This is a genomic window from Paenibacillus tundrae (assembly GCF_030812775.1).
GTDB lineage: Bacteria > Bacillota > Bacilli > Paenibacillales > Paenibacillaceae > Paenibacillus > Paenibacillus tundrae_A.
Genome location: NZ_JAUSTI010000018.1, coordinates 1 through 25,725, shown reverse-complemented (window position 1 = coordinate 25,725; position 25,725 = coordinate 1). Strand labels below are relative to the sequence as shown.

The following is a 25,725-nucleotide window of genomic DNA, read 5'->3' as shown; positions in this document are numbered from 1 at the left end:
AATTGGATTATCCAAAACGTTGTGTCTTATACCACTTGCTCTCACGCTTCCGGATCTTATCCATCGTTAACGAATAAGATGCCTTGATGGAGATGAGGATAAATAACTGTGCATAGGTAAAGTAGGATAGGCAGGCATATATAAAATTGCGTATATTGCTTTGTCCAATATCAGAGGCCAGGGCGAGATTAATCTGCAGAACATAAATGTAGTACATTAACGCCCAAGCGATGACCAGATACACATACACATCTCCAGAGAACTGGAACGGAGAGCTTACTTCTGGATTAAATATACCGATGATCCGAAACACCAGGTTCACGATAAAGATAATATCCGAGACGATGATCGCAATCATAAACCAGAAATAACTGATCGCATAGTACAGCAATAACACCTTACTACGCCAGTTGGAGCGGTTGAACAGATTCGGAAAGTTATCCAGAACGACCTGATAGTTCCCTTTGGCCCAGCGCTCACGTTGTTTCATGTATACACTAAGCTTCTCGGGCTCCTGTTGGTATGCCTCAGCTTGGGGAGCCAGTGCAATATATTGTCCGCGAGCGAGGATATCAAAGGAGAGTGCTGTGTCTTCGGTAATGGCTGTAACATCCCAACCACCAATATCACGGATTAGTTCTGTTTTAATAATGTAATTGGTACCTGGAATTGTGCCTAGCTTAAACAGCTCCCAAAGGCCGGTGTGATAGACACGCTGTGCCGTAATAAGCTCCAGATTAATACATTTTGAAAGGAAATTCTGCCCTCTGTTCCGAGCCTTGTTTCTCCCATAAACCACCCCATACTTCTCAGGGTCTTCCAATGACTTCTGCGCCAAAAACATTAATGAATTGCGCTCTGGAGCTGCATCCGCATCGAAAATGCAAATATACTCCCCTGTCGCTAGCTCCAATCCGTCATTTAATGCACCGGACTTTCCTCCAGTTCCTTTGCGCTCCATCACAGTCACATCACGATGGACATAACGGGTTTTGCTTAGGAAGGCATGCAGCTTCGCCGCGGTGTCATCTGTACAGTTATCTGCAATAACAATAAGCTGTACCTTTTCTTCCGGATAATTCATCTGCAATATATGTTCCACAGTAGCTACAATAACCATACCTTCATTATGAGCAGGTACCATGACCGTTATCGTTGGATAATGATCCATATTGGTAGGAATAACAACGCCGATCTTCTCCTGTTTGCGGATAAAACGAATGGCCCCCGCCATGATCAGGATAGATTCAAATACAGCTATCCAGATACTAAAAATCGATAACAGTAAAAGAATATCAGCCACTGGATTTCCTCCGATCATATGTGCGATAGACTTTCGAGCGGAAGCGAAGCGTGGCAATCGTTAAGCTTATTGTACACAACATAAAAATACAGCTAATAGCGATACATATGGGGATAAACCAGGTTACATAGTTCACGGAGCATCTCTCCTTCTAGCTAGTTTAGATATATTCACCAATGAGATCTGTCTCTGTGTTCCGTTCAAGCGCAGCAATAACCGCATCAATATCTTCGTACTTACTGAAATTTTCTTTCTGAAAAATGAGTGCTCCTGAGCGAATAACCGTCTGTAGTTCATTTCCCTTCTTATCAATAAAAGATAGATCCATCATCGCATTTTTGATCCGTTGGGTTAGCACGGGAAGATACTCTACGTTCACCATCGGACATAGAATGACAAAGCGTCCGCGATCTACATAAAATTTGTAATCCTCAAATCGGATCTGCTTCTGGATCGTATTGGACAACTCCAACAGGAACTGCGCATATCTCACTGATCCGAGAGATTCCATAACCAAGGGTAGAAATTCAATTTTAAACATCGCCATACTGAATCCATACTGCTCTGAATACCGTTTGGCAAGATTACTCTGCTTAATGACCGTATCCGTCAGTGCCTCCTTGTTGCCAAGCGAGGTATCGAGATCAATCTCTGGATTGCGATCCTGCATCTCCTGCAAGCGATCCATAATCCGTGCGCTCCGCACAAGACTGGCCTTGATGAATGCAGCCACAGCAACATTAGCGGGAATGAGCAACCACCATGAGAATGTAAGCACATTCACATCGGCATAGGTTACCAACCACACAAAATAAGAAACCAGGTACACAAATATGACAACAACAGATACACCGACAGGTAATATAAAACCGAGAACTAGTGCAGCTAATGACACAACACTAAAAATGACATCTAGCGTGGTATAACTTTGATTCATATAAATTTTGAGATATACAACAAGTTGCTGAATTACAGCGAGTCCAATCAAGCTGGCATATCCCCATCCAATACGGCGAATAGGTGCTTTATTTCTCATCTTTTCTCCCTTCTGCATGTAAATTATGTTATTTATATGCCCTACTGAATATTTCACCAATTTACGACAAAATAATGCAGAATCTATGCTACCATATTGACCATCTCATAAGATGACAGAATGATTACTTTCGAAGGTATTTTTGCAATTCTGTCTCAGCAATTAATGGAAAGAGATTATCAAATGCATGCGTGTCCCCGTTAAATACGTAACCACCGGGATAATTGGGATCCTGGCTCCGGAATGTGATCATATGGTTATACAGTTGTTTAGCCCATTTTGGATCACCTGACTTGATCGCAAGTAGAATTGCAAGTCCATATACAGATGGAGATTCATAGGAAACTACTGGTGTACGGTCACTTCGTCTATATTGTCCGGCAAGCTGCTTCCGGGTCGCAAACTCTTCTTTTAGAAAAGAAATAAGCTTATCCGGCTTGTGACTGGTTGTTGCCAGATGATTAGCCACAATTAATTGATCAATCAGGTTTACCTTGTCATCATAGATATATGTTTTGGAGTTCACATTAAACGATTTAGGATAGAACAAACCATCATCCGGCATGCCTTTTAGCATGTACTCGTACTTCTCGTACGTCCCGGGCTCATGCAATTCATACTGCTCCATCGCTTTCAACGCTGGTAAATCCACGTAAGCTAAACTTAATGTATCCGATGAAATTCCATTCGAGAAATCATGAAAGTCTATATAGTTGCCTTCCATCTGAACCGATTGATTCAATGTTTGGGTGAGTTCTGCAGCTGTCTTAAGTACGCTGGCCTTGTCCTGTTCCCACAGTTCCGTAGCCGATAGCAGCGCACCTATGATTCGCAGATCATCCCCTAGTGCATTCGTGGTCACCAAAGATTCCCCTTCAGCATCAAGCTTCCAGGCAATATATTTCTGCGGCATTAGAAAATAGGTCGTTAGCAGATCGTAACTTTGCTTGAATAATTCCTCATCGTTCTTGGCAACAGCATACTGCATCCATAACCCCAGGGACTCGGACAACGCTTCCCGACCTGCTACAACATCAGGCGTATCCGATATAGCATCCTTCAAGTAAGAAGCCAGCGTACCGTTCGGATTGGTCATATGATGCTGGACAAATGCAGCTGTTGGAGTTGGTTCATCCACTACCCAATACCCCTTTATATAGATCATTGACCCTGCCGTAATACTAGCAACGACAATAAGCAGCCATAACAGCCCTTTCCGGCTTATGTTCCTCATCTTGTCCTCCTGTATTCTTCCTCGAAATTGATCGATCGAAGAGCTGATCATTCCTCCTGATCCATATACGGTCTACGCCCACCCTTCTTCACGAACCGCCAATCAACCTCAATGTTGTGACGCATCCGGCGTAGCAGAGATACGGCCGTCTCAATCTCCTCTTCCGTTAATCCCGCCAAGGTCACTTGATCAGAGTGAGCCCCTTCTCTACGAATAAACTCCCACGCCTCAAGACCGGCCTCGGTTGGATATAACTCCTTGTTCTTCTTATTATCGACTGCTGCTTGCTTACGAATAAATCCGTCGGATTCTAGCTTACTGATCGCCCTAGCCACTGTCGTTCGATCCACTTTGATGAGCTCGGCGAGCTGGTTCGGGATAATGCCAGGATTCTCACATATGCGATATAGGTATAGGTATTGCCCCCGTGATAGATTCAAATGTTGAAATTCGACGTTGCTGATGGAATCCAGACAGCGCGCTATCATGCCAATTTCACGTAATACATCCTTCATTGCACTCACGTCCTTATTTGATATTATGTTGCATTCACAACAAAAATAATGATATAACTAATTTTAAATAATAATCTCAAATTGGGTAGATCACATATGGTTTGACTCAAATATGATTTTGGATAGTCTACCATGTCAGCATACCATTACGATTGAACGAAGGAGACACATTAATGAACATCACTGTTGTTGAGGTCAATAATCAGGAATTACTTGAAGCTGTTTTTGCTATCCGCACCGCTATTTTTGTTGAAGAGCAAGGGGTATCTGCTGAAGATGAATTCGATGCTTATGATGCACTGGGTTCGGAAGCCCGACACATTCTTCTCTATGTAGACGGTGTGCCTGCCGCTTCGTCCAGACTGCGAATTGTTGAAGATGTTGCCAAGCTGGAACGGATCTGCGTCATGCTCGAATACCGCAAGCACGGTCTTGGTCGTATTCTCATTGATAAACTGGAACAGATGGCTCTGGCCCAAGGACTAGAGAAAGCCAAGTTACACGCTCAGGTGCAAGCCTCCGGATTCTATGAACGGCTTGGCTATGCCCCAGCGTCCGATGTATTTATGGAAGATGGCATTCCGCATCTATTGATGGTTAAGAAACTAGGGCATGCTTGAAAATAATTAAACGAAAAACGCCTCTGTCACCACTTCTTAGTGATGTACAGAGGCGTTTACTATTTAGACACTGAAGCCAGGGTCAATGCTCTCAGAGCATCGCCCTTACTTCGAGTATGACCTTATCCCAGGGCAAGACGACCCGCTTGCGGCTCAGATGCATCATTCTTCATCTGTTTGCTCCGCAATTGCCCGCAGGCTGCATCGATATCTGTACCATGCTCCATACGAACCGTAGCATTGATGTTGTTCTTTTTGAGCGTATCATAGAAGCCAAGAATCGACTCCTCTGTACTTCGTTGATACTGGCTATGCTCATCCACTGGATTGTACGGGATCAGGTTCACACTGACCATACTCTTCCGACTGGACAACAGTTCAGCCAGCTCGGCAGCATGCTCGCGTTGGTCGTTCACATCACGTAGCAGAATGTATTCGAACATAATACGTTTATTCGTCGTAGCCAGGTAATAATCGACTGCATCCATCAGTTGTTCAATCGGGAAAGCCCGGTTGATCTTCATGATGTGTGTGCGGAGTTCATTATTCGGTGCATGTAGTGAAATGGCCAGATTGACCTGGAGATTGCTGTCTGCAAACTCTTTGATTTTGTCTGGCAAACCACTGGTAGACACCGTAATCCGTTTCGCAGCAAGCGCTAGTCCCTTACGATCCTTCACCACTTCGATGAAATTGCTCATGTTCTCGAAATTGTCAAACGGCTCGCCAATCCCCATCACAACAACGTTGGTCACTCGCTCACCTTGACCTGCTGCATCGAGATGACGCTGTACATGCATAATCTGTTCTACAATTTCACCACTAGACAGGTCACGGCTTTTCTTGATCAATCCGCTCGCGCAGAAGCTACAGCCGATATTACAGCCCACCTGGGTGGTTACACATACCGTGAGACCGTACTTTTGACGCATGAGTACCGTTTCAATCAGGTTCCCATCCTGCAAACGCAGCAAAAATTTCACTGTACCATCTGCCGACTCTTGCTTCACATGTTCACTCAGAGAGTTCATCGTAAAGTGCTCGGAAATGACATCCAGACATTCCTGGCGCACATCGGTCATGTCTGTAAACTGATGCACACGCTCTTGATATAACCATTCCCAGATCCGGGAAGCACGGGATTTCTTCTGCCCGTGTTCCGGCAACCAGGAACGTAATTGCTCTAATGTTAATCCATAAATGGATGATTGGTTCATTACGCAGTCCTCTTTTCGAAAAAAAGCATATGGCTCATCGGTTTTTATTTCAAAAAAACCTCTACTCCGTATTGTCCCAAAATTGTCGTTGGAACACAAGGGCTTTTGCAATTCTTCCAAGAGGTTTTATGCTTGGTAAATCTGTGTAGTCATCCTGATACTCATTACCATCCTGTACACTTTAGAAGTGAATAATACCGGATGTGTGCAGCAATACCAGAAGTACCAGGATTGGTGCCACATAGCGCAGCATGAACAGCCAAACTTTGAACCAGCCTGATTTCAGACCTGAAGCTTCTGCTGCTGTCTTCCAGAAGTAACCGGCAAATATCGTGACAAGCAAACCACCGACTGGAAGCATAATGTTGGACGCCATGAAGTCCATCCAATCAAACAGGTTTGTACCGTTAATGTTAAACTCAGGCACGAGTCCCATCGACAGAGCCGAAGGAAGACCCACAATGAAGACCGCTAGTGAAATAACCCACACAGCAAGGTTGCGGCTCCAAGACAATCTTTCCATGAAATACTTAACTGGGACTTCTAGCAACGATACGGCTGATGTTAATGCTGCAATAGCCAACAGGATGAAGAACAATCCGCCAAACAGGAAGCCGAGCGGCATTGCCGAGAATGCAGCAGGCAGCGCAACGAAGATCAGTTTAGGTCCTTGATCCGGTGCGATACCGAACGAGAATGTCGTTGGGAAAATAATTAAACCTGCGATAAAGGCATAGATTAGGTCACCCGCACCAACGGCTACTGTCGCTGCGCCAAGAGACTGATTTTTATCAACATAGGAACCATAGGTCACGAGAATACCCATCCCGAGAGATAGGGAGAAGAAGGCATGTCCAAGTGCAACCAATGCCGATTCGGTCGTTAATTGAGAGAAATCTGGATTCAGGAAGAAGGAAACCCCTGCACCTGCTCCTGGCAATGTAATGGCCCGAATCATCAGTATAATAAGCAACACCAACATCGCTGGTATGAGCACTTTATTAAACTTCTCAATTCCGTTAGAGACCCCTTTAGCTACAATCCAGCCTGTGATCAGCACGGAAACGAACTGCCATACAATCGGCATATACCCACCGATAAAGGAATCAAATTGCCCACCAAAATCCGCGTTACTAAACAGACTACCACTGAAAGATGTGATCGCATACTGGAGTGTCCAGCCTGCAATGATCACGTAAAAAGAAAGGATAATAAACGGTGTCAACACTTGCAGTAGTCCTGCTGCTAGCCACCCTTTATGTCCGCCAGCTTTGATAAACGCTGTAGCTGCACTTCCGCGCCCACTTCGACCAATTGCAAGTTCCGCCAGCAATACAGGCAGACCAATGAGTAACAGGCAGACGATAAAGAGCAGGAAAAACGCTGCGCCCCCATTCTCTCCCGTAATGTACGGGAACTTCCACATGTTACCAAGTCCAACTGAACTACCGATGGCAGCCAAAATGAATCCTGCACGGGAGAAGCGTTCACCCTTGCCCGAGTTGTTCTGTTCTAGATGTGACTTACTGAAATTCATCTTATCTACTCCATCTGTTCTATTATTTCCCGTAATTATATACTACTCATCGTGTCAGGTCATTGAAAAAATGAAATTAATCAGAATGTTATTTTTTTACACTAACGCTTTAAAGGGAATTACAATCAAGCTTGTTTATTTATAGTATGTGATCAAGCTCGAATTTCACTCCTGTATGTTTCATATATACCAAAAAAAGAGAGGTTCTTCGGCTATAATTAGCTTCGGATCCTCTCTTTATTCAACAAGGTGAATTTATTCATAATTGAAACGTCGACGTTCGTGGTTAGATCCGAATTTCGAGCAATTCATACTTGATCACACCCATCGGGGCATTCACATGAATGACACTACCCACTTCTTTGCCCATCAGTTCTTTACCAAGTGGGCTTTCGTACGAAATTTTGTTATCTGTAACGTCAGCTTCAGCAGGCCCAACCAGTTTGTATTCGATTTTCTCCGCAAACTCAATGTCGTTAAGCAATACTGTGGAGCCAACGCCCACTTTGTTCGAGTCCATGTTGTCCGCCGTAATCACTCGTGCATTCTTCAACATTTTCTCTAGAATCAAAACGCGGGTTTCCATAAATGCCTGATCATCTTTGGCTGAATGATACTCACTATTTTCCTTCAGGTCTCCGTAACTAATCGCGAGTTTCAGACGCTCGGCCAACTCTTTACGCTTAACTGTCTTTAATTCCCGTAGCTCGTCCTCCAGCTTTTCCAAGCCTTCCTGCGTCAAAATCACTTCATCATTAGCCATATTAACATCTCCTAATCCTGCTTTCTATCTCTATTCTAACCTATATCCACTCTAAACGGTTAACATACCCAAGAAAAAGTGAATCCACTCTCCCATACATGGGAAGAAGTGTATGCGCTCCGAGGTAAGCTCGGTTATACGATCAGCTCCCCACCCCAAGCAGGGTTTTCCCTCCCCTAATATGAGGCGTTAGACCCAAATATTATAATGGTTAATATTGCCAACAAGGTCTCGCTAACCTACAATAGGAAATACTGAATTATTGAAGGAGGATATCTCTTGATTGCTACTTTTCAATTCCTAGCACTATTTCTGATTGTTCCTGCTGTATCAGGATGGGTTATGCTAAATAGTTTCCTCAAAAAAGCATCCGGCAACGGGCGGACATTGCTTACCGTATTTGAAGTATTTTCAATCGTTTTTACTGTCATCGGTTTCGTTATAGGAATGAGCTTTGATGCTCTAGGTGTGCAAGGGGGAGAACCTCTGTCTGTATATGAAGGAACAGGCAATTTAGCTTCCAACTACGCATCAATTAACCATCAGAGTCTTCCTGTATTCATTACAACTCACGTGGTTGGTTTGTTGGCTTATATCCTGCTGTTCACACGTTCTGATAAACTTTCGCCAATCCTCTATACACTGTGTAACAGCGCTCTTGTTCTCAGCATCGTCTGGGGAATCATCTATATCACACACACAGGTCTAGCGTGGTTTAACGAAACGGGACTTCTTATAACGTTTTCTATACTTACACTACAGAGCAGCTATCTATCGCTCATCTGTCTATATGTTGGTCGCTTGAAACGCTCGTGGGATGGTTTTGTACAAGCTCATGTTGAGGGGCAAGGTTTGCTAACAGATATGGAGCATCTGCCTGGATGGCAACAATTCCTGTATCGTCATATCAGTCGCTTCCGCACTGCACCGCTCGTCTGGCTGATGCTCATGTTCCCACTACAACTGGTGATCCAGCTCATTCTTGTCTTATTTGGTCAGCGACCTGACAGTACCATTCGAACCTTCCTGGATACGAGCAGCTACAATTACTCCCTTCTCCCCATCCCACCAGCCGATATCATTCCGGGAGATGGACACTATTTGTGCACCGTTGCGGCTGGTGGACATGCCAAATGGGTCAAACCTATGCGAGCTGGTATACGACACGGTCACGTCATTAAAGTGAATCGACAACTGATGATTGCAAATGCTTTTGAACACATACTCGAACAATATACGCCCCGATTCCATCGTCTCGTTCGTGGTTTATATGATCGTTATGGCTATCCGGTGAGTAAACATATTCGTTCCCGCTGGACAGCGGATCTTGTCTATCTACTCATGAAACCACTGGAATGGATCTTCTTACTGGTTCTATATACAACAGACAAACATCCAGAGAACCGAATTCATATTCAATACAGTGAAATGAGAGGCAAGTTCACGAAATTTTAGACTCTGCTTACACAAAATTGTATCGGTACAGTAGAGGGAAACGGCGGTGTTCAGTAACCTGTGCCATACCTACAATAGATGAAGGAGCTATTATCGACTAAACCTGTGATGGCTCCACATATGATTGGAGGTTACGCCAATGTACACGTTGAATCCAACTGAAATCAAAGCCTATCTTAAACGGATAGGTATTGATGAGATAAAGCCGCCAACACTTGAATTTCTATCCGAGCTACAAGCGGCGCATGTAGAATACCTATCCTGGCAGACCGTTGATATTTTTGCAGGTCGCCCCGCCGGAATTCACCTTCGAGAATCTGTAGAGCTCATGTTGAACGATCGTAGCGGATACTGTTTTCACTTGAATGGTGCGTTTAGCGTGCTGCTTCACTCACTTGGATATACTGTGCGATGGCATCGTGCAGGTGTTCAGCCCCATGGGGAGCAACCACGTGTTAACTCGTTTCATTTAGGACTATCTGTACTGCTACCAGGATCAGAAAATCAAGATGAACCATGGATTGTAGATGTCGGGCTTGGCGGTATGCCATTTCAGCCGCTTCCTTTACGTTATGGTACCTATGGACACGCACCTTTTACGTATAACCTAATTTCATCATCAGTGGCTGCGGAGGGCTGGAGGCTCGAATATGAACCGAACGGTCCGAGTCTAGGTGTCGACTATGCCCCGGATTGGGTCAGCCAACTGGATGAGTTCATTCCGAAGCATGAATTCTACAGCCAGTCGATCCAGTCACCTTGGCATAATACATTTCTTCTTCGTCAAAGAGATGCCCAGCGTAGTCATGAACTACGTGGATGTATGCTACGAATCCATGATGCTGAGGGTATTCGTAAGATGGAGATTAGAACCTTCAACGAGTGGATTAACACACTCACTGATGTATTTCATGAACCGTTAGTACGGTACAATAAGATGGAACGCGAAGAGATGTGGAAGCAGGTACAGACCGCACACGAGGAATGGAAGAAGGCACAACAAAGCTGATAACCTTATACGTACGTACGGTGTTCAAGCAGGCGGGTTGGAGAGACTTTGCATGTAAGGTGTAGCTTACTAGGGCTGACTGGTGCATTTGATGCTGCCGCACTACCGGGTAGCTCCATGTGTTAAACAGGATTGTTGCTGCTACATGGCGAATACATCGACAGGTGATTAATGATGATTAAGATACAGGTTATGCAAGTACCTTCAATACTGCTGGAAGATGATTGGGAGCTATTGCTCTCTGTGGTTTCCGCTGAGCGACGTACGGGTGCAGCCCGTTACGTACATCATGCGGACGCCTATCGTTCTGTACTTGGTGAAGCATTGGCTCGGGTTACGTTAGCAGGTCAGACTGGTGAACAAGCGAAGGATATATCGTTTAGCCGAGATGCATACGGAAAGCCTTTCCTGAACGAGCATGCAGACCACCCCTTTAACCTCTCCCATTCTGGGGACTGGATTGTTATGATCTCGGGCGGACATGGTCTTGTGGGTATCGATGTGGAGCAAACGAAACCGATTGACCTGCAGATTGCAGACCGTTTCTTCGCTCCGCAGGAGAATCGTTACCTGATCAGCCAGCCGGCCGATATGCAGGTTGAAACCTTCTATCGACTATGGACGCTCAAGGAAAGCTACATTAAGGCCGTAGGTAAAGGGCTCTCCATACCGCTGGACTCCTTCGCCATTCTTCCCAATGATCAGGGAAATTGGCATTGTGAGCAGGATCCAGCCTATCGTTTTCACAGCGAGCGACTGGATGATGGACATATGCTAGCAGCCTGCTCTGTAGGAACAGCACTGCCCACAGAGTACGATGTGGTCACCGTCCAGAATGTACTTCAAGCGATACGCAAATAAGGGGCAATTGCCCCTTATTTTTGTGCTTTATTTTATACCTCAGATTGTCTCTGGGCTACATGCCAAGCGAAGCGAGCGGCTGATCAGAAAGGGCAATACCGATACGTGATTCTCTCCTTCAAACTCTGTGAATTGAATCGTCAAACCTGGATGATTCATGCTAGATAGACGCTCCGTAAGCCTAAAGGCTCTCCCGTTATTACCAGCAGGATGAACCTTTTCCTGTTCTCCGATGCCAATCCATACCTCGACCTGAATCGGATCGGAATCCAAACGGGCAATAAATGCCTCTTCCTCCGTCTGCATCAGCTTCTGATTCCAATGCAGTGACGGACTACCAGCGATATAATAACGAAAAGCTTCTGGCTTCGTCAGCAGTGTATGTAGAACGAACAACCCGCCCAGAGAATGGCCAAAGATCGCTTGTCTGCTCCGATTAATTCGATATTGCACTTCTATTCTCGGTTTCAATTCGTCTTCAATAAACTGCAAAAATTGATCTGCACCACCCTGTGGCGGCAGAGGTGTACCATCCGATTGATGTGTATATTCCGTAGTCGCCTCCGGGGTATAATCCGCATATCGATGAGGCGAGAAAGTCGCCTCTGTTGGATAGCCTATGCCTACAACAATGGCCGGAATTACCCCGGTCTTCTCGGGTCTGCGACTCTGGAGACGAACGGCCTCTACCATTGTACCGAATACAGCATTCGCATCCAGTACATAGATGACTGGATATCCCGACGTAGGGGCTGCCTCCGCTGGCTCATATACCATAATCTGATACGCATGACCTCCTGTGCTGGGGTTCATCATCCATTGTTCGGCGCGTGGAATCTTCACCACACTTCGTATATTTTCTTGTTCAGGTGTATCTAATTGGGGTTGCTTAGACTGAAATGTCATGATCGTTAATCCTCCTTACCAGCACCTCTATGGGAGCCACTTCAACTCTCTATTATTCCGTCAATGCCTTTAACGTATCATCAATTACGCGTCGATATGCGATCAATCCACCGCCTAGCCAAGAGGCTGGTTCAACGGCGTACACATTTCCTGCTTTTACGGCAGGGATGCCTTTCCATACTGCGGTCTCCGTCATTTCTTTCATGCTACCAGGGCCTTGCTCTACTGTGAAAATAAAATCTGCATCGATCTCAGGTAAGATCTCGGTCGATACCATCGCGCTATTCTCCGTCTCCACCAATGCTGGCTTCCCTAATCCAAGCTGCTCATACACGACATAACCGCTGAAATAGTTTCCTCCCATCAAGGTGATGCCACGCGGGGCAAACCGGATGATCGCTGCCTTTTTCCCCTCCGTCACTTGAGCCAGTTTGGCTTTGGCTGATTCAACTTCTGCATGATAGTCTTCAATTGCCTGTTTCGCCTCAGCAGATTTACCCAGCAGATCGCCGATGACTTCCAAGGACTTCTCTACATCACCCGAAGCGTTGCTAAATACATAGGTTGGTGCGATCTTGGAGTAGCTCTCGTACACACCATTCTCAGCATAATTCGCTGTATGCAAAATAATAAAATCCGGGTTGAACGCCATTAATGCCTCAGGCGCAGGCAACCCGCTGGAGAAGTCGAGCGTTGGAACATCGCTTAACTGATCCTGCAAATACACATGCCCCTGCGTGCCGCTCGCCCATTGCGCAACAGGTTTAACTCCCAGCGTGAGCAGGGAATCTTCCAGATAGGGTGCGAAGACTCGCTCTACATGAGCTGGGACAATGACTTCATGGCCTAGCTCATCCTTTACCGTGCGCTCCCCCACTGCCTCCTGACCCTGATCTTCCTCCACATCTGTGTTAGAGGATGCTGGTGCTGCTGCTTCTGTTGCCGGCTGTTCTTGCTGTGATTCCCCGGTTTGCTCTGTACTCGAATTGGAACTACAGGCAGATAATAGACCCGTGATGAGCAATAGTAAAACGAAGATAGACACCCGTACATGACGTAATTTGCGAGCAACAAATTGCTGACCCTTTGATCGACTCTGTGGAAACATGATATATCCCCCTTGATAAACATTCTCATTTAGATAGTAGGATTATATGTCATGTCACTCGTGAACCACCATGGACAGTATCCAGATAACCATTTGGACAATATCCCGTAAACATAAGCAAGGCTTCGCTTAGCATACGCATCACACCTACAGCAGAGTAGTCGAACCAAGGATCACCTGCAATCAGGTGGATCTGATAATGCTGCGCTGCCTTGAGCTGTCTCCATACAGATGAATGCTGCAGGCTGAGCCATGTTGCCCGTGATGCCGCTTCTGGACATACCATCACGAGCATGCGATCTGGATTTATCGCAGCAAGCTGTTCCACTGTTATAGGTACATTAGCGCTCACATCCAGCATCGTATCCAGTTGTAGCGCATGATGGAATACCTCTTGTATACCCGGATTACTGTAGAGGTAGAGGTGGTGACGATACACACGAAGTACGAGTACCTTTTCCTGACCCATTTCCTTGTGTACATGTTCCCGCGCTTCTTGCGCCCGTTGATTATATGCATTGATCCATTGTTCTGCCTGCTTTTCCCGTTCCAAAAAAGCAGCAATTGTACGCAATTGTGTTCGCCAATCCGATGGATGTTTAGGTACGACACAGCACGGAGCGATCTCGGCTAGCTTCGCCTCATCCTGCTCACTAATCTGGTCACTACCAATAATGGCATCAGGGCGAACATGCACCAGTTTCTCCACATTTGCTTCCATTCGCCAGCTTGTATACGGGTCTGTCAGTTTCAGATGCAACGGAATCTCTGTGCGATATGCATTATAATAATACGCTGTCCACTTTGGATCGATGGGCGCAGCAACGGGTATGACACCGAGCGCCAGAAGCTGTCCAATCATATTGGAGGAGTATGTGGCGATGCGTTTCTTCGTATTTCTTGCATAATCTGATGGAGAAATGCCCACTTCTTTTTTAAATTTCCGGCTAAAATAATACTCGTCGTTATACCCCACCTTCAGTGCGATGTCGCGTAACTTATCTCCAGATTCCTTCAGATATCGCTTGGCATGATTAATGCGAAGATCGGTTAAGTACTCCATGGCACTCTGACCATAGGTTTTCTTAAATAGATCTACAAAGTATTTGGGACTGATGTTAGCTCTTGCAGCCAGATCAGCGATAGATAATGGTAAGTTATAATGTTGAGCCATATATGTCTTAACTTTAGCGATATCTGCCTTAGCACTTCGGTTCGACACTGGTCTTGAATCAGCATTTGTTGGTTTAGCGGCAAGTGCTCCCTTATCGAATACCATGAGATGACTCCTTCCAGATAAATGAGAACCATTATCATTTAAGGTATCATACTATTTTTCGTAAGGTCAATCTATATCTGTAGAATTCGGATCGTTATCGCTCTAATTAAGGAGTATAAACAAAAAAAAGCCAACGTCGTGTATAGACACGCGTTAGCTCTATTGCTTATTCCTACAGCCTTGGTTTAGCTAATCCAACGAATGCTACCCTTAGTTCCTGCTCCGCAGTTTGCTGAGAAGACGGATAATCTCGATGTATAGCCACACCAGCGTGACCATCAAACCGAAGGCTCCATACCACTCCATATATTTGGGTGCTCCCTGCTCTGCCCCATGCTCGATAAAGTCAAAATCAAGCACCAAATTCAGCGCCGCCACAATGACAATCACCACTGAAATGCCAATCCCGATCAGACTATTGTCGTGCAAGTAAGGCACGGTAATTCCGAATAAACGCAGTACGAAGCTAAGGAGATACATAATCATAATACCGCCAGTTGCAGCAACAACACCCAGCTTGAAGTTCTCCGTTGCCTTAATCAATCTTGTTTTGTAGGCCACTAATAGTGCAACAAAGACTGCCATTGTCAACAGAGCTGCTTGCAACGTAATTCCGTTGTACAACGATTCATATGCTGCGGAGAACGCGCCGAGGAACATACCTTCTGCGACGGCATAGATCGGTACAAGATATGGAGCAGCTACTGGTTTAAATGAAATAATTAGCGCTAGAATAAAACCGACGATCAGCCCACCATAAGCCAGTGGAAGCACCTCTTGTCCGTTAAAAAACATCATCCACGTAGCAAATGCACTACCTAGCAGAATGATCAACGTGATAAATGCCTTGTTAACTGTACCATTAATCGTCATGAATTGCTGATATCGATCATCCCCATACCCTCTGTTGCCTTCAAATGTACTTTCTTTCAGTGTCGGATTACCACTACGACCGATCAAACCCATCACCTCTTCTATGTAATGTCGTTGCTCAAAAACGTAATACACTCTAATTGTTTGTTTCCTATATGACTACTTCTGCTTCTGTTTAATCTTCCTTGAGTTGGATGCTGGTTGGTTGCTGCACTACGAATAATTTTGCATCAATGCGCATTTCTTAGGATACGGTATAGCTCCTGCAATCCACGAGAGTCAGTCACATCTCGTTATCTCGGTCTTAACTACAGCCTTGTTCTGAAGAAATTTAGATACGGATGTAACCGTAAGATCACACCCGTGTCCGTAAATCACACCTGAGAAGGATAGCCCTCAACAGTGCGGTTTCACCCTACCTTACTTGTTCAGCTTACTCGTACTCGTAAACTTACTTATACAACACTTTATCTACATTGTATTTCGCACGCATCGTGTTAATGATATACGTCTCATAGATTTCACGATCCATCGGATCTTCAACCAGACATACTTCAATCTTCGTCACTTCTTCACGGTGATTCTTGATTGGGGATACAGTGTCCTCAAAATGCTTCTTGATGCGTGGTCTTAATTTTCTCGCTTTTCCGACAAATAACAACTCTTCATCAGCATTGTAGAACATATAAATGCCACCCTGTTCACGCGTGATGAGATGAAAATCAGTAAATCCGTAAATATGGCTAAGCTGTGGATTAGCCTGCTTCGTGATGGTGACATCTGGTGTTGGCACAGTAATTTGAATCAATTGGCTCACTTCCTCATTATCTATAGGCTTACATCCTATCACATATTGTAAAAGGAGACTATTTCATTCTGTTAGTTTGTTCCAAAATTCCACTTTTATTACGACGGATGCCTAATGCATCTCAATGTAAAAGATGTCATTCAACCAGCCATTCTTATTGAATTTGCACTATTAGACGCACAATTCACGCTTTTTTCAACTATTACGACAAATATTTCAAAAAAAAGGTTAACTTCCCTGATTCAAAGTGGTACTATAGGGGTATGAGGAAGAAATTGGGCACTAAGACATACGTCTTTATATCTACTCACGTCTATTGTACCCTATGATTGGCACTCTTTTTCATACTGAATTCGTCATGTGGCCACATAAGAGTACAGTCAGTATTACACTTAGCCAACAGCTTATAGATTTATCATCTTTTCGACCTCTTGCAGCAAGCAAATGTAGCAAGTACTAGATTGACGAAATGTATAGCAAATGGATTTATGTAGAAAGCCTGCAATGATAGTCGTACGAACTAAATAGACACACGTAGAAGGACAAGTAGCTTTTGATCCTAGAGAGATTAGTCATGCCATGCAATCTTAGAACGTTATAGCAGCAGAACTATAGAAAAAACAGGATCTAGTTTTACCAGACAGCCCGGCAGAAGCCAGGGCTTTTTTGTTTGTCTTTTGAATAATAATTCGTGTTCAATAAGGGCGGTTTTCAGTACCGAGAAGATGGGATGAAGATAGAAATGGAGTAGCGGAGCGTAGGCAAAACTACGTGAGCAACTACATTGTTTCCTAAGGAAACAACCTTCGTAAGCATCTACTCATTTCGGCTGAATGCCATATTCGATGCTGAGATGCCGTCAGGCATCCTTCGTAATCAAAAGCAGACTTTTTGAACAACCTCTAGTAGCGACTTAACCACCCGTGCCACGAAACGAAGGGATCGTGGTTCTTTCCGGCGTATTTATAATATGGCAAGATAGCACATAGAGGGAGTGATGGGATGTATTCCGATCTACAATTGACGGACGACCGCCCTGTATATATACAAGTTAAAGATTATATGAAGCGACTCATACTCAAAGGCGGCCTCCAGGCAGACCAGAAGCTTCCTTCGACCCGAGAACTGAGCACGCTTATGCGTGTAAGCCGCAGTACCGTTCTGCTCGCATATGCCGAGCTTGAAGAGGAAGGGCTCATCTATGCAGTTAAAGGCAAAGGGAACTATGTCAGCGCTGCGGTGGATACACCAGAGTCAGCTTCGGGTTGGACAATGGACTGGAACAATCATGTTAGCGACTACGCCATCCAGGCAGAGCAATACGATCTGATGAAGCACGGCTCTGGTGCCGAACGTGGAGAAATCTCGTTCACCAGCATTGCTCCAGATGAGAAGCTGTTCGATCTGCACAATGTGAAGAGGGCTTTCCTCGATCGGATGTCACTTGAAGGCGAAGTGCTCCTGAATTACGGATATGCTCAAGGATATCGCCCCCTTATGAAGTATCTACGGCAGTATATGGAGAACAAGGGTGTGGTTCTGAGCGGCAAGGACATCCTCATAACGAATGGATTTACGGAAGGATTCGACCTTGTGCTTGGAGCCCTTCGCAAAAAAAGCGGTAGAGCGTTATGTGAGAATCCCACCCATCACACGGCAATCAAAAACCTAAAGCTTCATAATTTTCACCTTACCGGCGTGGAAATGGAGCCAGATGGTCTTCATCTAGGGCAAATGGAACAGGAACTGATGAAGCATTCGTATGATCTCGCTTATCTGGTACCTTCTTACCATAACCCAACGGGCATCGTCACATCACCCGCCAAACGGGCTGAAATTATTCGCTTAATGAATCAATATCACGTTCCCATGATTGAAGATGGGTTCAATGAAGAGCTTCGATACTCTGGCTCACACGTCTCTCCCCTCATCGCCAGCATGGGCAAGGGTAATGGACTGGTGTATCTCGGTAGCTTCTCCAAGGTGCTCTTCCCAGGACTACGCGTCGGTTGGGTCATCGCAGATGCTGCATTGATCGATTATCTGGAAAGTATGAAACGGGCTCGGAGCATTCATACCTCAACGCTGGATCAATCCTTGCTCTATCAATATCTGAGTAATGGTAATTTTGATAAATATCTAAAGCGCGCTCGGGCCGAATATAAACGCAAATATGAGCTGGTTGTTCGTTGCTTGCGTCAGCATCTCCCCATGTGCCGCATATCCGGCGAAGGGGGGCTGCACTTATTTGTACAGTTTCCAGCAGCGTTTCGAACGAGGGATTTACTTGCTGCCTGCAAACTAAAAGGAGTCACCTTCACACCTGGAGATACCTTCTATCTGGAACCCGGACAGGGGCTAAACACGATGCGTCTGGGCTTCTCCAGAGTAAGCGATGACAATATACGCAAAGGTATTCGGATCATAGGTGAGACGGCAAGAACAATGCAGTGATGCGTGGTTGAATGTAGTTGTTAAAATTCCATGGAATGGAGAGGATTACGAATGAAGGTTGGCGTCATCATGGGAGGAACATCTTCGGAGCGGGACATTTCTCTGCTTACCGGTCAGGAGATGATCACACATCTGGATCCACAGAAATATGAGGTTGTCCCCGTTGTCATCAATAATAAGCGGGATTTAATTGAAAAGTCCGTAGGACTGGATATCGTGCTACTCGCTCTACATGGTAAATACGGTGAGGATGGTACCATTCAGGGCACCCTCGATTCACTGGGTATTCCCTATACAGGCTGTGGTGTGCTCGCAAGTAGTGTCTGCATGGATAAGGATATCTCCAAGCGAATTATGCAGCAAGCCGGTGTGTCCACGGTAGAATGGCTGCAAATCAGTGATCTGGAGGAGCTATCCTCCACAATCGTAGCTCAGCTAACCTATCCTGTGGTCGTGAAGCCTAACTCAGGTGGCTCCAGCATTGGTACACAGATTGTACATGAACCTGGTGCACTACGTGAAGCTACTGAGGCAGCACTTGCTTGGGATGATACCGTTATGATCGAACAGTATATTGAGGGCGAAGAGATTACATGTGCCATATTGGATGGCAAGATGCTGCCTGTCATTTCGATTCGGTCAAGTGGAGCGTTCTTCGATTATGCCTCCAAGTACGATGACGGCGGCGCCGAGGAACGCATTATTCAATTGCCTGCCGATATCCATAAACATGTGGAGGCTGCTGCATTAACCTGTTATCGCGTGTTAAAATGCAGCGTCTATGCACGTGTGGACATGATTATCCGAGATGGCATACCTTATGTGCTTGAGGTCAACACGCTTCCTGGGCTCACTCGAAATAGTCTGCTGCCTAAGAGTGCAGACGCTGCCGGTATCTCTTTTGCCAAACTACTCGATTCCATTATTGAACTCTCCCTGCAACAACGCCAGCGGGAGGCGAAGAACGGATGAGCCTAGATGTTACAATACGGCACAGTTCACCCGATGATCTTCCAGATCTGGTTATTCTCATGGATCAGCTTGGATATCCAACAACGTATACAGATATGCTAGAGCGCTATACGTACCTTGCTTCAGATCCTAGTTATACGACACTGGTGGCGGAGTTAAACGGGCGAGCTGTCGGTATGATTGGATTGCAGACATTCTATATGTATGAGCAAAATGGTCGTCATTGTCGCATTGCAGCTCTAGTTGTTCATCAGCAATATAGAGGCACCGGCATTGGCCGACTTCTCATTCAAGCTGCGGAACATTGGGCATCTGTCCAAGGGATGACAACAGTTTCTCTGAACAGCGGCAATCGACCAGAGCGCAAGGTTGCTCATGAGTTTTACGCACAGATGGGTTATACGGCTGGGAGCACTGGGTTCAGAAAAAGACTAACAACGTTACAACATCAGGGAGAGTAACGCTTTACTTTATCCGGGTAGCGAAAAAAAGACCTTCTCCAATCCACATTGGAAAAGGTCTTTGCTTCATACTAACTCATGGACGTACGATGTAAATCCAGCCTGTTTCTTTCTCCTTGTCTACTGTTGCTCCGAGAGCTTCAGCTACAAAGCGAAGTGGAACATAAGTTGTGCCGCTTTTGTTCACATAAGCCGGTTGAGTAAGTGTGACTTCCTCACCTGCGACCGTAGCTTTATTGGAGCCTACTGTCAGTACAATTTCGTTGCCTGTGATATCGTCAATGACAACGATTTTATCCGAGCCTTTTGTCCATTTCACCTCTGCATCCAATTGCTCAGACAGGTAACGAAGCGGGACAAATGTTGTATTTTTCTCAGTTACCACACCAAAGTACTCATCATCTGGTTCCAACATCACATGTTTGTTCGTGATGCCTACTTCATCTTTTAACAACTGATACATCACAGAATTTGAATCGAAATTACGTAGCATTGTACCTGGAGTGATCTCTGTTGTCATAATATCGAGTACGCCTGCAGATGTGTCTACTGCATCCACAGTCACTTCGCCGCCAATATTCCACTGCTCACTGTCTCCTGATACGGTCACAGATTGGAGTGGAAGATCCTGGGATGCCGGCAGAGCTACTTTCATCTCAAAAGTCTGTTTGCGAATGTCGAGTTTGCTGTCCAGGAAATAGTCGAGTACAAGCTTAGTTTCTGTACCAAACACCGTTTTCAGCTCAGGTGTCTCGGTCAATAGCTTATCCAGCTCCTGATCATAGCTCACCAGAATTTCGTCCAGACCTGTCTTCACCATCGCGTACATGGATGCAACAGCAACTTCCTTGGACTCAGGAATCATTGCATTCAAGTCAACGCCGTCGGTAGGCTCTGTCAGATTAACAGCTGTGATAATCGGTACAACTACATCATACAGATCACCAATCAGGTCTTTCAGTCCTTGCTCATCCTTCGCTACACTTTCCAAGAACGGCTTCACCATTGCGAGCAATTCTTCACCGGTAATCTCCATGTGCAATTTCGAGAGACTTAGCGTTTCACCGTTTACGGACTCCTGCACGGGTGTTACCGAGATGTTTTTCGGATTAGACAGATGCTTCATTACAAAGGACAGCAATTTAGGAGAAAGCTCTTCGATCTGCTTCTCAAGTGCCTCCGTGTCGATCATGAGCAGTTCGTCCTGTCCCTCAAGTGAGTCCAGAGATATGTAAAGGGGCTTCTGAGCGCCTTCCATATCAATCACCATTTCCTTCTCATTCATGGAGAGATGGAAGGGCAACTTCTTCCCTTGAAAACCAACTGCACCTTCAATGGATGCAGTGCTTGCATCTTTCACTTTTGCATCACTAATATCTAGAGAAATAGAGTTAATAAGCTCAATCATTTCAAGGTCTTTGGCAGTAGCCAGCTCCGTTGCTGGTTCAATGTTAATTTTCAGTGATTGTTTGGATTCAACGGACTTCACCGTTGTGCTCTGAGCCATTGCTTTGCCAATATCAACTCCGCCTACAGCCTGACATCCCGTAAGCGCAACCATCATTAAAACAAGCGGCACGGCGATCCATTTAGCTAACCTTCGATTCTTAATATGATCTCCTCCTTCGAATAATACGGTTCACTTCTATTATGAAGGCTATAGGTAATTGTTGTAAACCAGATTAACAAAAAAATGCCAAAAAGACCGGAAAATAATTCCGATCTCCGTCACAATACTATTTATCAGATAAGCTCTTCACTTATGCTCCAGAGTTTTCATCGCTACCGCTGGTCGACTCTTCGTCTTCCGCAGTTATAGGCGTTTCGAATTGATCCGGTTCATCGTCTTGAATGGCTTTGTTCTCTTCGTTCTCAGCGTTCTGGTTCTGTTCTTGTGTCATATCCTATTCCCTCTCTTCTACCGGATTTTTAGATTAAGGCATAAGCCTTATTTCTATCAATAACCCGAATATAGATGAACCAAACAGGTTAAGGTTACCACTTAGAAAATATAAAAGATGATTCCGTTCCCGCTCCCAGCCGTCGCCTGATACAATGCCTGCACCTCATCCAAGGTTTGAATGATCTCTTGGAATGTTGCCTCTTCATCCCAGCCTTCCATCACAGGATAGACGTCTTTATCCATCATGTCCTGTAAGCTAAAACGCGCCTTCAATTCATCGCGATCCAATTGCTCCATCGCCATGTAGGCCTCCAATACCTGTTCGTTCGTAAGTAGAAACAGATCCATATCCGAGTAGTTCCCCAGATATTGCTCACCTGCGAGCGGCACCACGTAACCGAGAGGTGGCTCACCTTCTGCCATTTTCCCCGTCAACGTGAATTGCAACATCTGCCACACTTTATCAATATCAAGATCGACGGGGCAATCGTGTACACTGACTTCTCCCGCCTTGATGGACTCAACTAACTTGTCGGTAACCACAACGTATCTGCCGGACATTCCCATAGTCTTATCCCTCCTGAACGATGATTGCTCTTGTCCACCATTAACCTCGGTTCAGACACAAGAATCGGGATAATGAGCTATATGATGTATCAGTTCCTCGGAAATCTCCCATTGGAATAGAGACGTTAATACAGGATCTCGGAAAAAGGAACGCACTGCTGCCATATTCAGCTTAGCCGAATAAATTTTCATAAGGGGCATCGAAGGGTATAACGTTATCAATGAATAGATAAGCGAATACAGCATGTTTGTATAGATAGGAAAAGGCTCAAATTTAGGACTATGAAGGAGGATGACAAGCAGATGAAAAAGTTCGATTACGATCTGAATTACAGGGAGCTTGACCTGCGCAAGCAACCTGAACTGTATACCGTAGGACGCGGAGAGCAAGGTGTACTCATGGTTGAGCCTTACAAGAGCGAAATCCTTCCGCATTGGCGATTCAAAACACCAGAGATTGCAACCGAATCCTCGCAGAAAATTTATGAGCTATTTTTGGAATATAAAGAACAAGGGGATTTTGTGGGGATGGACATGGCGCGCAAGTTCCTCCAGATGGGGTACACGCGAGCCAGAAGGTACACCAACCATAAAGGCGGACGTAAGTATTCAAAAGAGGATGGCTCCATCCTGCCGTATCAGAACGATAAGGTAAAAGCAGAGGCCGCAGCTATTTTCAAAGCACAATGGGAGATTGCCAAGTCTGATCCCGATTACGTGCAAATGAAGAAGGAGCACCGGGAAAACTACGAACAAGCCGACGAGTAGCCACCTATTCCATTCCTATTTAGTTTGTGATGCACTACCATACCGTGGATTCATATTGAGTCTAACGAAGATGGGGCGTACAATGGGTCATAACAATATAGAATGAAATCAACAAGTAGCGAACTGACGTAGCAAACAATTGTACAGTTTCTCAAGCTTGCCTCATTCTTGGAAACAGGTGATGGAATGATCGTATGGATTGTCGGTATCGCGGGAATCATCCTTCAAATTCTCTGCGCTACCGCGTCTGGCACGGGGCTAGTTGTGGGATTTATATTCTTTCTGATCGGCTTCGGTGGCATGAAACGTGAAAACCAGACATTGATCAAGCTATGGCTGAGTAAAGATACGATGATGATTATGGGTACTATGCTTGTGGTACTTATTTTCTTCCTCATTGCATATTGGAATGTGAGATTAATGGGTGACACGATGTTCCCAGGTCTGTTGGGGTCAGTGGTACGGGATATTTCAGGCAAACAAATGCTCATCGCAGGTATCGCGAGTGCTTGCTGGACACTTCTTATGCTCTACTGGCTGTTGCCCACCGTATTCGACTTCAAAGGACTGGGTCTTAAACCGCAATTGATTGCATTAAGTGCGTCTGCGTTTAGTATCCTATTTGCGGCATTGCATATGGATTAATGGCTCTTCCGTTGATTAATTCTTCACAGGCGTACAAAAATAAGGAGCAGACCTACCACACGATGCGGTAGAATCTGCTCCTACAGTTGTACACTATTACCTTTACCTAACTTAAAGGACACCTGATCAATATCTCGATTATACCTCTAGTTATTGATTATTCTCGCCGCCCTCGGCTTCCCAACGTGCAATTTCCGTACGCACGATTGGAGCAACCTCTTTACCCAAAAGCTCAATCGCGCGCATAACTTCATTATGCGGCATCGTGCCGAGCGGGGTGTGCAGCATGAAGCGAGTGATGCCCACTTCTTTGCGTAGGTAGATGATTTTCTGAGCTACGGTATCCACGTCACCTACGTACAATGCGCCTTCTAGACTGCGTGCCGCATCAAATGTTGCTCGGCTGTAGTGTCCCCAGCCACGTTCGCGTCCCAGTATGTTCATCACCGCTTGTGCTGGTGGGAAGAATTTCTCTACCGCTTCATCCATCGTATCTGCGATAAAGCCATGAGAGTGAGAAGCAACGGTCAGTTTGGATGCATCATGTCCTGCATGAGCAGCTGCCTTTTTGTACAGTTCTACCAATGGTGCAAATTGCACAGGACGACCACCGATAATAGCAAGCACCAGCGGCAAGCCGAGCAACCCTGCACGCACAACCGACTCTTGGTTACCACCACTGCCGATCCATACCGGAAGTTTTTCCTGTACTGGGCGTGGATAGATGCCCAGGTTGTTGAAGGAAGGTCGGTGTTTGCCTTCCCAGGTTACTTTTTCCGAATCACGCAATTTCAGCAATAGATCCAGTTTCTCGTCAAACAACTCGTCGTAATCGTTCAGATCATAGCCGAACAATGGGAAGGATTCAATAAATGAGCCCCGCCCTGCCATAATCTCTGCACGACCATTCGAAATGCCGTCCAGTGTTGCAAAATCCTGAAATACACGTACTGGATCATCCGAGGATAGTACCGTTACTGCACTTGTCAGCCGAATGTTCTTCGTCTGCGAAGCTGCTGCTGCCAAAATAACAGCAGGTGATGAAGCGGCATAATCGGCACGATGGTGTTCACCTACGCCATATACATCCAACCCCACCTCATCTGCCAACACAATTTCCTCAACTACGTCGCGAATCCGCTGTGCATGACTGATTAATTCTCCTGTATTTACATCCGGGTTCGTCTCCACAAATGTACTGATTCCGATTTCCATGGTCTATTCCTCCTGGTATGAAGCGATCCGTCGTTCATCTAACCTATTGTAAGTAGATCACCTTTTGTAATATGTCTTAATATTGAACTATTTTGAGCAAAAAAACAAGTACCCGCTGGAGATAAACTGTACCCTATGTAAAGGACATTTCTAAAAAAGACCTACATGGCTTGAAGAAGGTGATCTCTGTATTCTACAGGGGTCATCCTTTTTAAG

At 45.3% G+C, this 25,725-nt stretch carries 25 protein-coding genes; 9 read left to right on the top strand and 16 right to left on the bottom strand.

Features of this window, described 5'->3' with window-relative positions; genetic code table 11:
• Window positions 1-7 precede the first annotated feature (7 nt).
• The 4 genes from J2T19_RS23500 to J2T19_RS23485 all read right to left on the bottom strand — a co-directional run bounded on the left by J2T19_RS23500 (window position 8) and on the right by J2T19_RS23485 (window position 4,088).
• The gene (locus J2T19_RS23500; protein WP_307220136.1) at window positions 8-1,303 is read right to left on the bottom strand and encodes a glycosyltransferase family 2 protein; all 1,296 of its coding nucleotides are present in this window, start codon (window positions 1,301-1,303) and stop codon (window positions 8-10) included.
• 160 nt (window positions 1,304-1,463) lie between these two features.
• Window positions 1,464-2,339 (bottom strand): diguanylate cyclase domain-containing protein, encoded by an 876-nt coding sequence (locus tag J2T19_RS23495; protein ID WP_307220134.1) that lies wholly within the window; start codon window positions 2,337-2,339, stop codon window positions 1,464-1,466.
• A gap of 124 nt (window positions 2,340-2,463) precedes the next feature.
• The gene (locus tag J2T19_RS23490; RefSeq protein ID WP_307220132.1) at window positions 2,464-3,573 is read right to left on the bottom strand and encodes a glycosyl hydrolase family 8; all 1,110 of its coding nucleotides are present in this window, start codon (window positions 3,571-3,573) and stop codon (window positions 2,464-2,466) included.
• Window positions 3,574-3,620: 47 nt separating this feature from the next.
• On the bottom strand, window positions 3,621-4,088 hold the full coding sequence (locus J2T19_RS23485) for a MarR family winged helix-turn-helix transcriptional regulator (RefSeq protein ID WP_307220130.1): 468 nt from the start codon (window positions 4,086-4,088) through the stop codon (window positions 3,621-3,623).
• A 173-nt stretch (window positions 4,089-4,261) separates the two neighbouring features.
• On the opposite strand from J2T19_RS23485, the gene J2T19_RS23480 reads away from it, so the two are divergent.
• On the top strand, window positions 4,262-4,708 hold the full coding sequence (locus J2T19_RS23480) for a GNAT family N-acetyltransferase (RefSeq protein ID WP_307220128.1): 447 nt from the start codon (window positions 4,262-4,264) through the stop codon (window positions 4,706-4,708).
• Between the two features lie 122 nt (window positions 4,709-4,830).
• Here J2T19_RS23480 and rlmN read toward each other — a convergent pair whose 3' ends face one another.
• From rlmN to greA, 3 genes are all read right to left on the bottom strand, one after another.
• Window positions 4,831-5,925 carry a dual-specificity RNA methyltransferase RlmN gene (rlmN, locus tag J2T19_RS23475; protein ID WP_307220126.1) on the bottom strand — a complete coding sequence of 365 codons (1,095 nt, stop codon included), beginning with the start codon at window positions 5,923-5,925 and terminating at the stop codon, window positions 4,831-4,833.
• Between the two features lie 181 nt (window positions 5,926-6,106).
• Window positions 6,107-7,462: a sodium-dependent transporter gene (locus J2T19_RS23470; RefSeq protein ID WP_307220124.1), complete on the bottom strand. Its 1,356-nt coding sequence runs from the start codon at window positions 7,460-7,462 to the stop codon at window positions 6,107-6,109.
• A gap of 286 nt (window positions 7,463-7,748) precedes the next feature.
• Complete coding sequence (gene greA / locus J2T19_RS23465) at window positions 7,749-8,225, bottom strand: transcription elongation factor GreA (protein WP_128104086.1); 477 nt, start codon at window positions 8,223-8,225, stop codon at window positions 7,749-7,751.
• A 279-nt stretch (window positions 8,226-8,504) separates the two neighbouring features.
• On the opposite strand from greA, the gene J2T19_RS23460 reads away from it, so the two are divergent.
• The 3 genes from J2T19_RS23460 to J2T19_RS23450 all read left to right on the top strand — a co-directional run bounded on the left by J2T19_RS23460 (window position 8,505) and on the right by J2T19_RS23450 (window position 11,550).
• Window positions 8,505-9,680: a DUF6688 domain-containing protein gene (locus J2T19_RS23460; protein WP_307220122.1), complete on the top strand. Its 1,176-nt coding sequence runs from the start codon at window positions 8,505-8,507 to the stop codon at window positions 9,678-9,680.
• A 139-nt stretch (window positions 9,681-9,819) separates the two neighbouring features.
• Window positions 9,820-10,689, top strand: coding sequence for an arylamine N-acetyltransferase family protein (locus J2T19_RS23455; RefSeq protein WP_307220121.1), 870 nt, complete (start codon window positions 9,820-9,822; stop codon window positions 10,687-10,689).
• 174 nt (window positions 10,690-10,863) lie between these two features.
• Entirely contained in the window at window positions 10,864-11,550 is a 687-nt protein-coding gene (locus J2T19_RS23450; RefSeq protein ID WP_307220119.1) for a 4'-phosphopantetheinyl transferase family protein, read from the top strand.
• 39 nt (window positions 11,551-11,589) lie between these two features.
• On the opposite strand, the gene J2T19_RS23445 is transcribed toward J2T19_RS23450, so the two are convergent.
• From J2T19_RS23445 to J2T19_RS23425, 5 genes are all read right to left on the bottom strand, one after another.
• The gene (locus tag J2T19_RS23445; RefSeq protein WP_307220117.1) at window positions 11,590-12,456 is read right to left on the bottom strand and encodes an alpha/beta hydrolase; all 867 of its coding nucleotides are present in this window, start codon (window positions 12,454-12,456) and stop codon (window positions 11,590-11,592) included.
• 52 nt (window positions 12,457-12,508) lie between these two features.
• Window positions 12,509-13,564 (bottom strand): ABC transporter substrate-binding protein, encoded by a 1,056-nt coding sequence (locus J2T19_RS23440; RefSeq protein ID WP_307220114.1) that lies wholly within the window; start codon window positions 13,562-13,564, stop codon window positions 12,509-12,511.
• Window positions 13,565-13,613: 49 nt separating this feature from the next.
• Window positions 13,614-14,843, bottom strand: coding sequence for an ABC transporter substrate-binding protein (locus J2T19_RS23435; protein WP_307220112.1), 1,230 nt, complete (start codon window positions 14,841-14,843; stop codon window positions 13,614-13,616).
• 210 nt (window positions 14,844-15,053) lie between these two features.
• Window positions 15,054-15,803, bottom strand: coding sequence for a Bax inhibitor-1/YccA family protein (locus J2T19_RS23430; protein WP_128104093.1), 750 nt, complete (start codon window positions 15,801-15,803; stop codon window positions 15,054-15,056).
• Window positions 15,804-16,167: 364 nt separating this feature from the next.
• Window positions 16,168-16,524, bottom strand: coding sequence for a nucleotide excision repair endonuclease (locus J2T19_RS23425; RefSeq protein ID WP_128104094.1), 357 nt, complete (start codon window positions 16,522-16,524; stop codon window positions 16,168-16,170).
• A gap of 1,002 nt (window positions 16,525-17,526) precedes the next feature.
• Here J2T19_RS23425 and pdxR point away from each other — a divergent pair.
• Genes pdxR through J2T19_RS23410 form a run of 3 tightly spaced genes read left to right on the top strand, consistent with a single transcriptional unit; the run spans window position 17,527 to window position 20,411 of the window.
• Window positions 17,527-18,978 (top strand): MocR-like pyridoxine biosynthesis transcription factor PdxR, encoded by a 1,452-nt coding sequence (gene pdxR / locus J2T19_RS23420; RefSeq protein WP_307220109.1) that lies wholly within the window; start codon window positions 17,527-17,529, stop codon window positions 18,976-18,978.
• 51 nt (window positions 18,979-19,029) lie between these two features.
• The gene (locus tag J2T19_RS23415) at window positions 19,030-19,950 is read left to right on the top strand and encodes a D-alanine--D-alanine ligase (protein WP_307220262.1); all 921 of its coding nucleotides are present in this window, start codon (window positions 19,030-19,032) and stop codon (window positions 19,948-19,950) included.
• Entirely contained in the window at window positions 19,947-20,411 is a 465-nt protein-coding gene (locus J2T19_RS23410; protein WP_307220107.1) for a GNAT family N-acetyltransferase, read from the top strand. Before J2T19_RS23415 ends, J2T19_RS23410 begins: the two co-directional genes overlap by 4 nt.
• A 76-nt stretch (window positions 20,412-20,487) precedes the next feature.
• Here J2T19_RS23410 and J2T19_RS23405 read toward each other — a convergent pair whose 3' ends face one another.
• The 3 genes from J2T19_RS23405 to J2T19_RS23395 all read right to left on the bottom strand — a co-directional run bounded on the left by J2T19_RS23405 (window position 20,488) and on the right by J2T19_RS23395 (window position 22,881).
• On the bottom strand, window positions 20,488-21,990 hold the full coding sequence (locus J2T19_RS23405; RefSeq protein WP_307220105.1) for a copper amine oxidase N-terminal domain-containing protein: 1,503 nt from the start codon (window positions 21,988-21,990) through the stop codon (window positions 20,488-20,490).
• Between the two features lie 181 nt (window positions 21,991-22,171).
• On the bottom strand, window positions 22,172-22,312 hold the full coding sequence (locus tag J2T19_RS23400) for a hypothetical protein (RefSeq protein WP_307220103.1): 141 nt from the start codon (window positions 22,310-22,312) through the stop codon (window positions 22,172-22,174).
• 101 nt (window positions 22,313-22,413) lie between these two features.
• On the bottom strand, window positions 22,414-22,881 hold the full coding sequence (locus J2T19_RS23395) for a YfbM family protein (RefSeq protein WP_307220100.1): 468 nt from the start codon (window positions 22,879-22,881) through the stop codon (window positions 22,414-22,416).
• Window positions 22,882-23,184: 303 nt separating this feature from the next.
• Here J2T19_RS23395 and J2T19_RS23390 point away from each other — a divergent pair, with 303 nt between their 5' ends.
• Window positions 23,185-23,649 (top strand): DUF4385 domain-containing protein, encoded by a 465-nt coding sequence (locus J2T19_RS23390; RefSeq protein WP_307220099.1) that lies wholly within the window; start codon window positions 23,185-23,187, stop codon window positions 23,647-23,649.
• Window positions 23,650-23,835: 186 nt separating this feature from the next.
• On the top strand, window positions 23,836-24,294 hold the full coding sequence (locus J2T19_RS23385) for a hypothetical protein (RefSeq protein ID WP_307220097.1): 459 nt from the start codon (window positions 23,836-23,838) through the stop codon (window positions 24,292-24,294).
• Window positions 24,295-24,444: 150 nt separating this feature from the next.
• On the opposite strand, the gene J2T19_RS23380 is transcribed toward J2T19_RS23385, so the two are convergent.
• Window positions 24,445-25,509: an LLM class flavin-dependent oxidoreductase gene (locus J2T19_RS23380; RefSeq protein ID WP_307220095.1), complete on the bottom strand. Its 1,065-nt coding sequence runs from the start codon at window positions 25,507-25,509 to the stop codon at window positions 24,445-24,447.
• Window positions 25,510-25,725 lie beyond the last annotated feature (216 nt).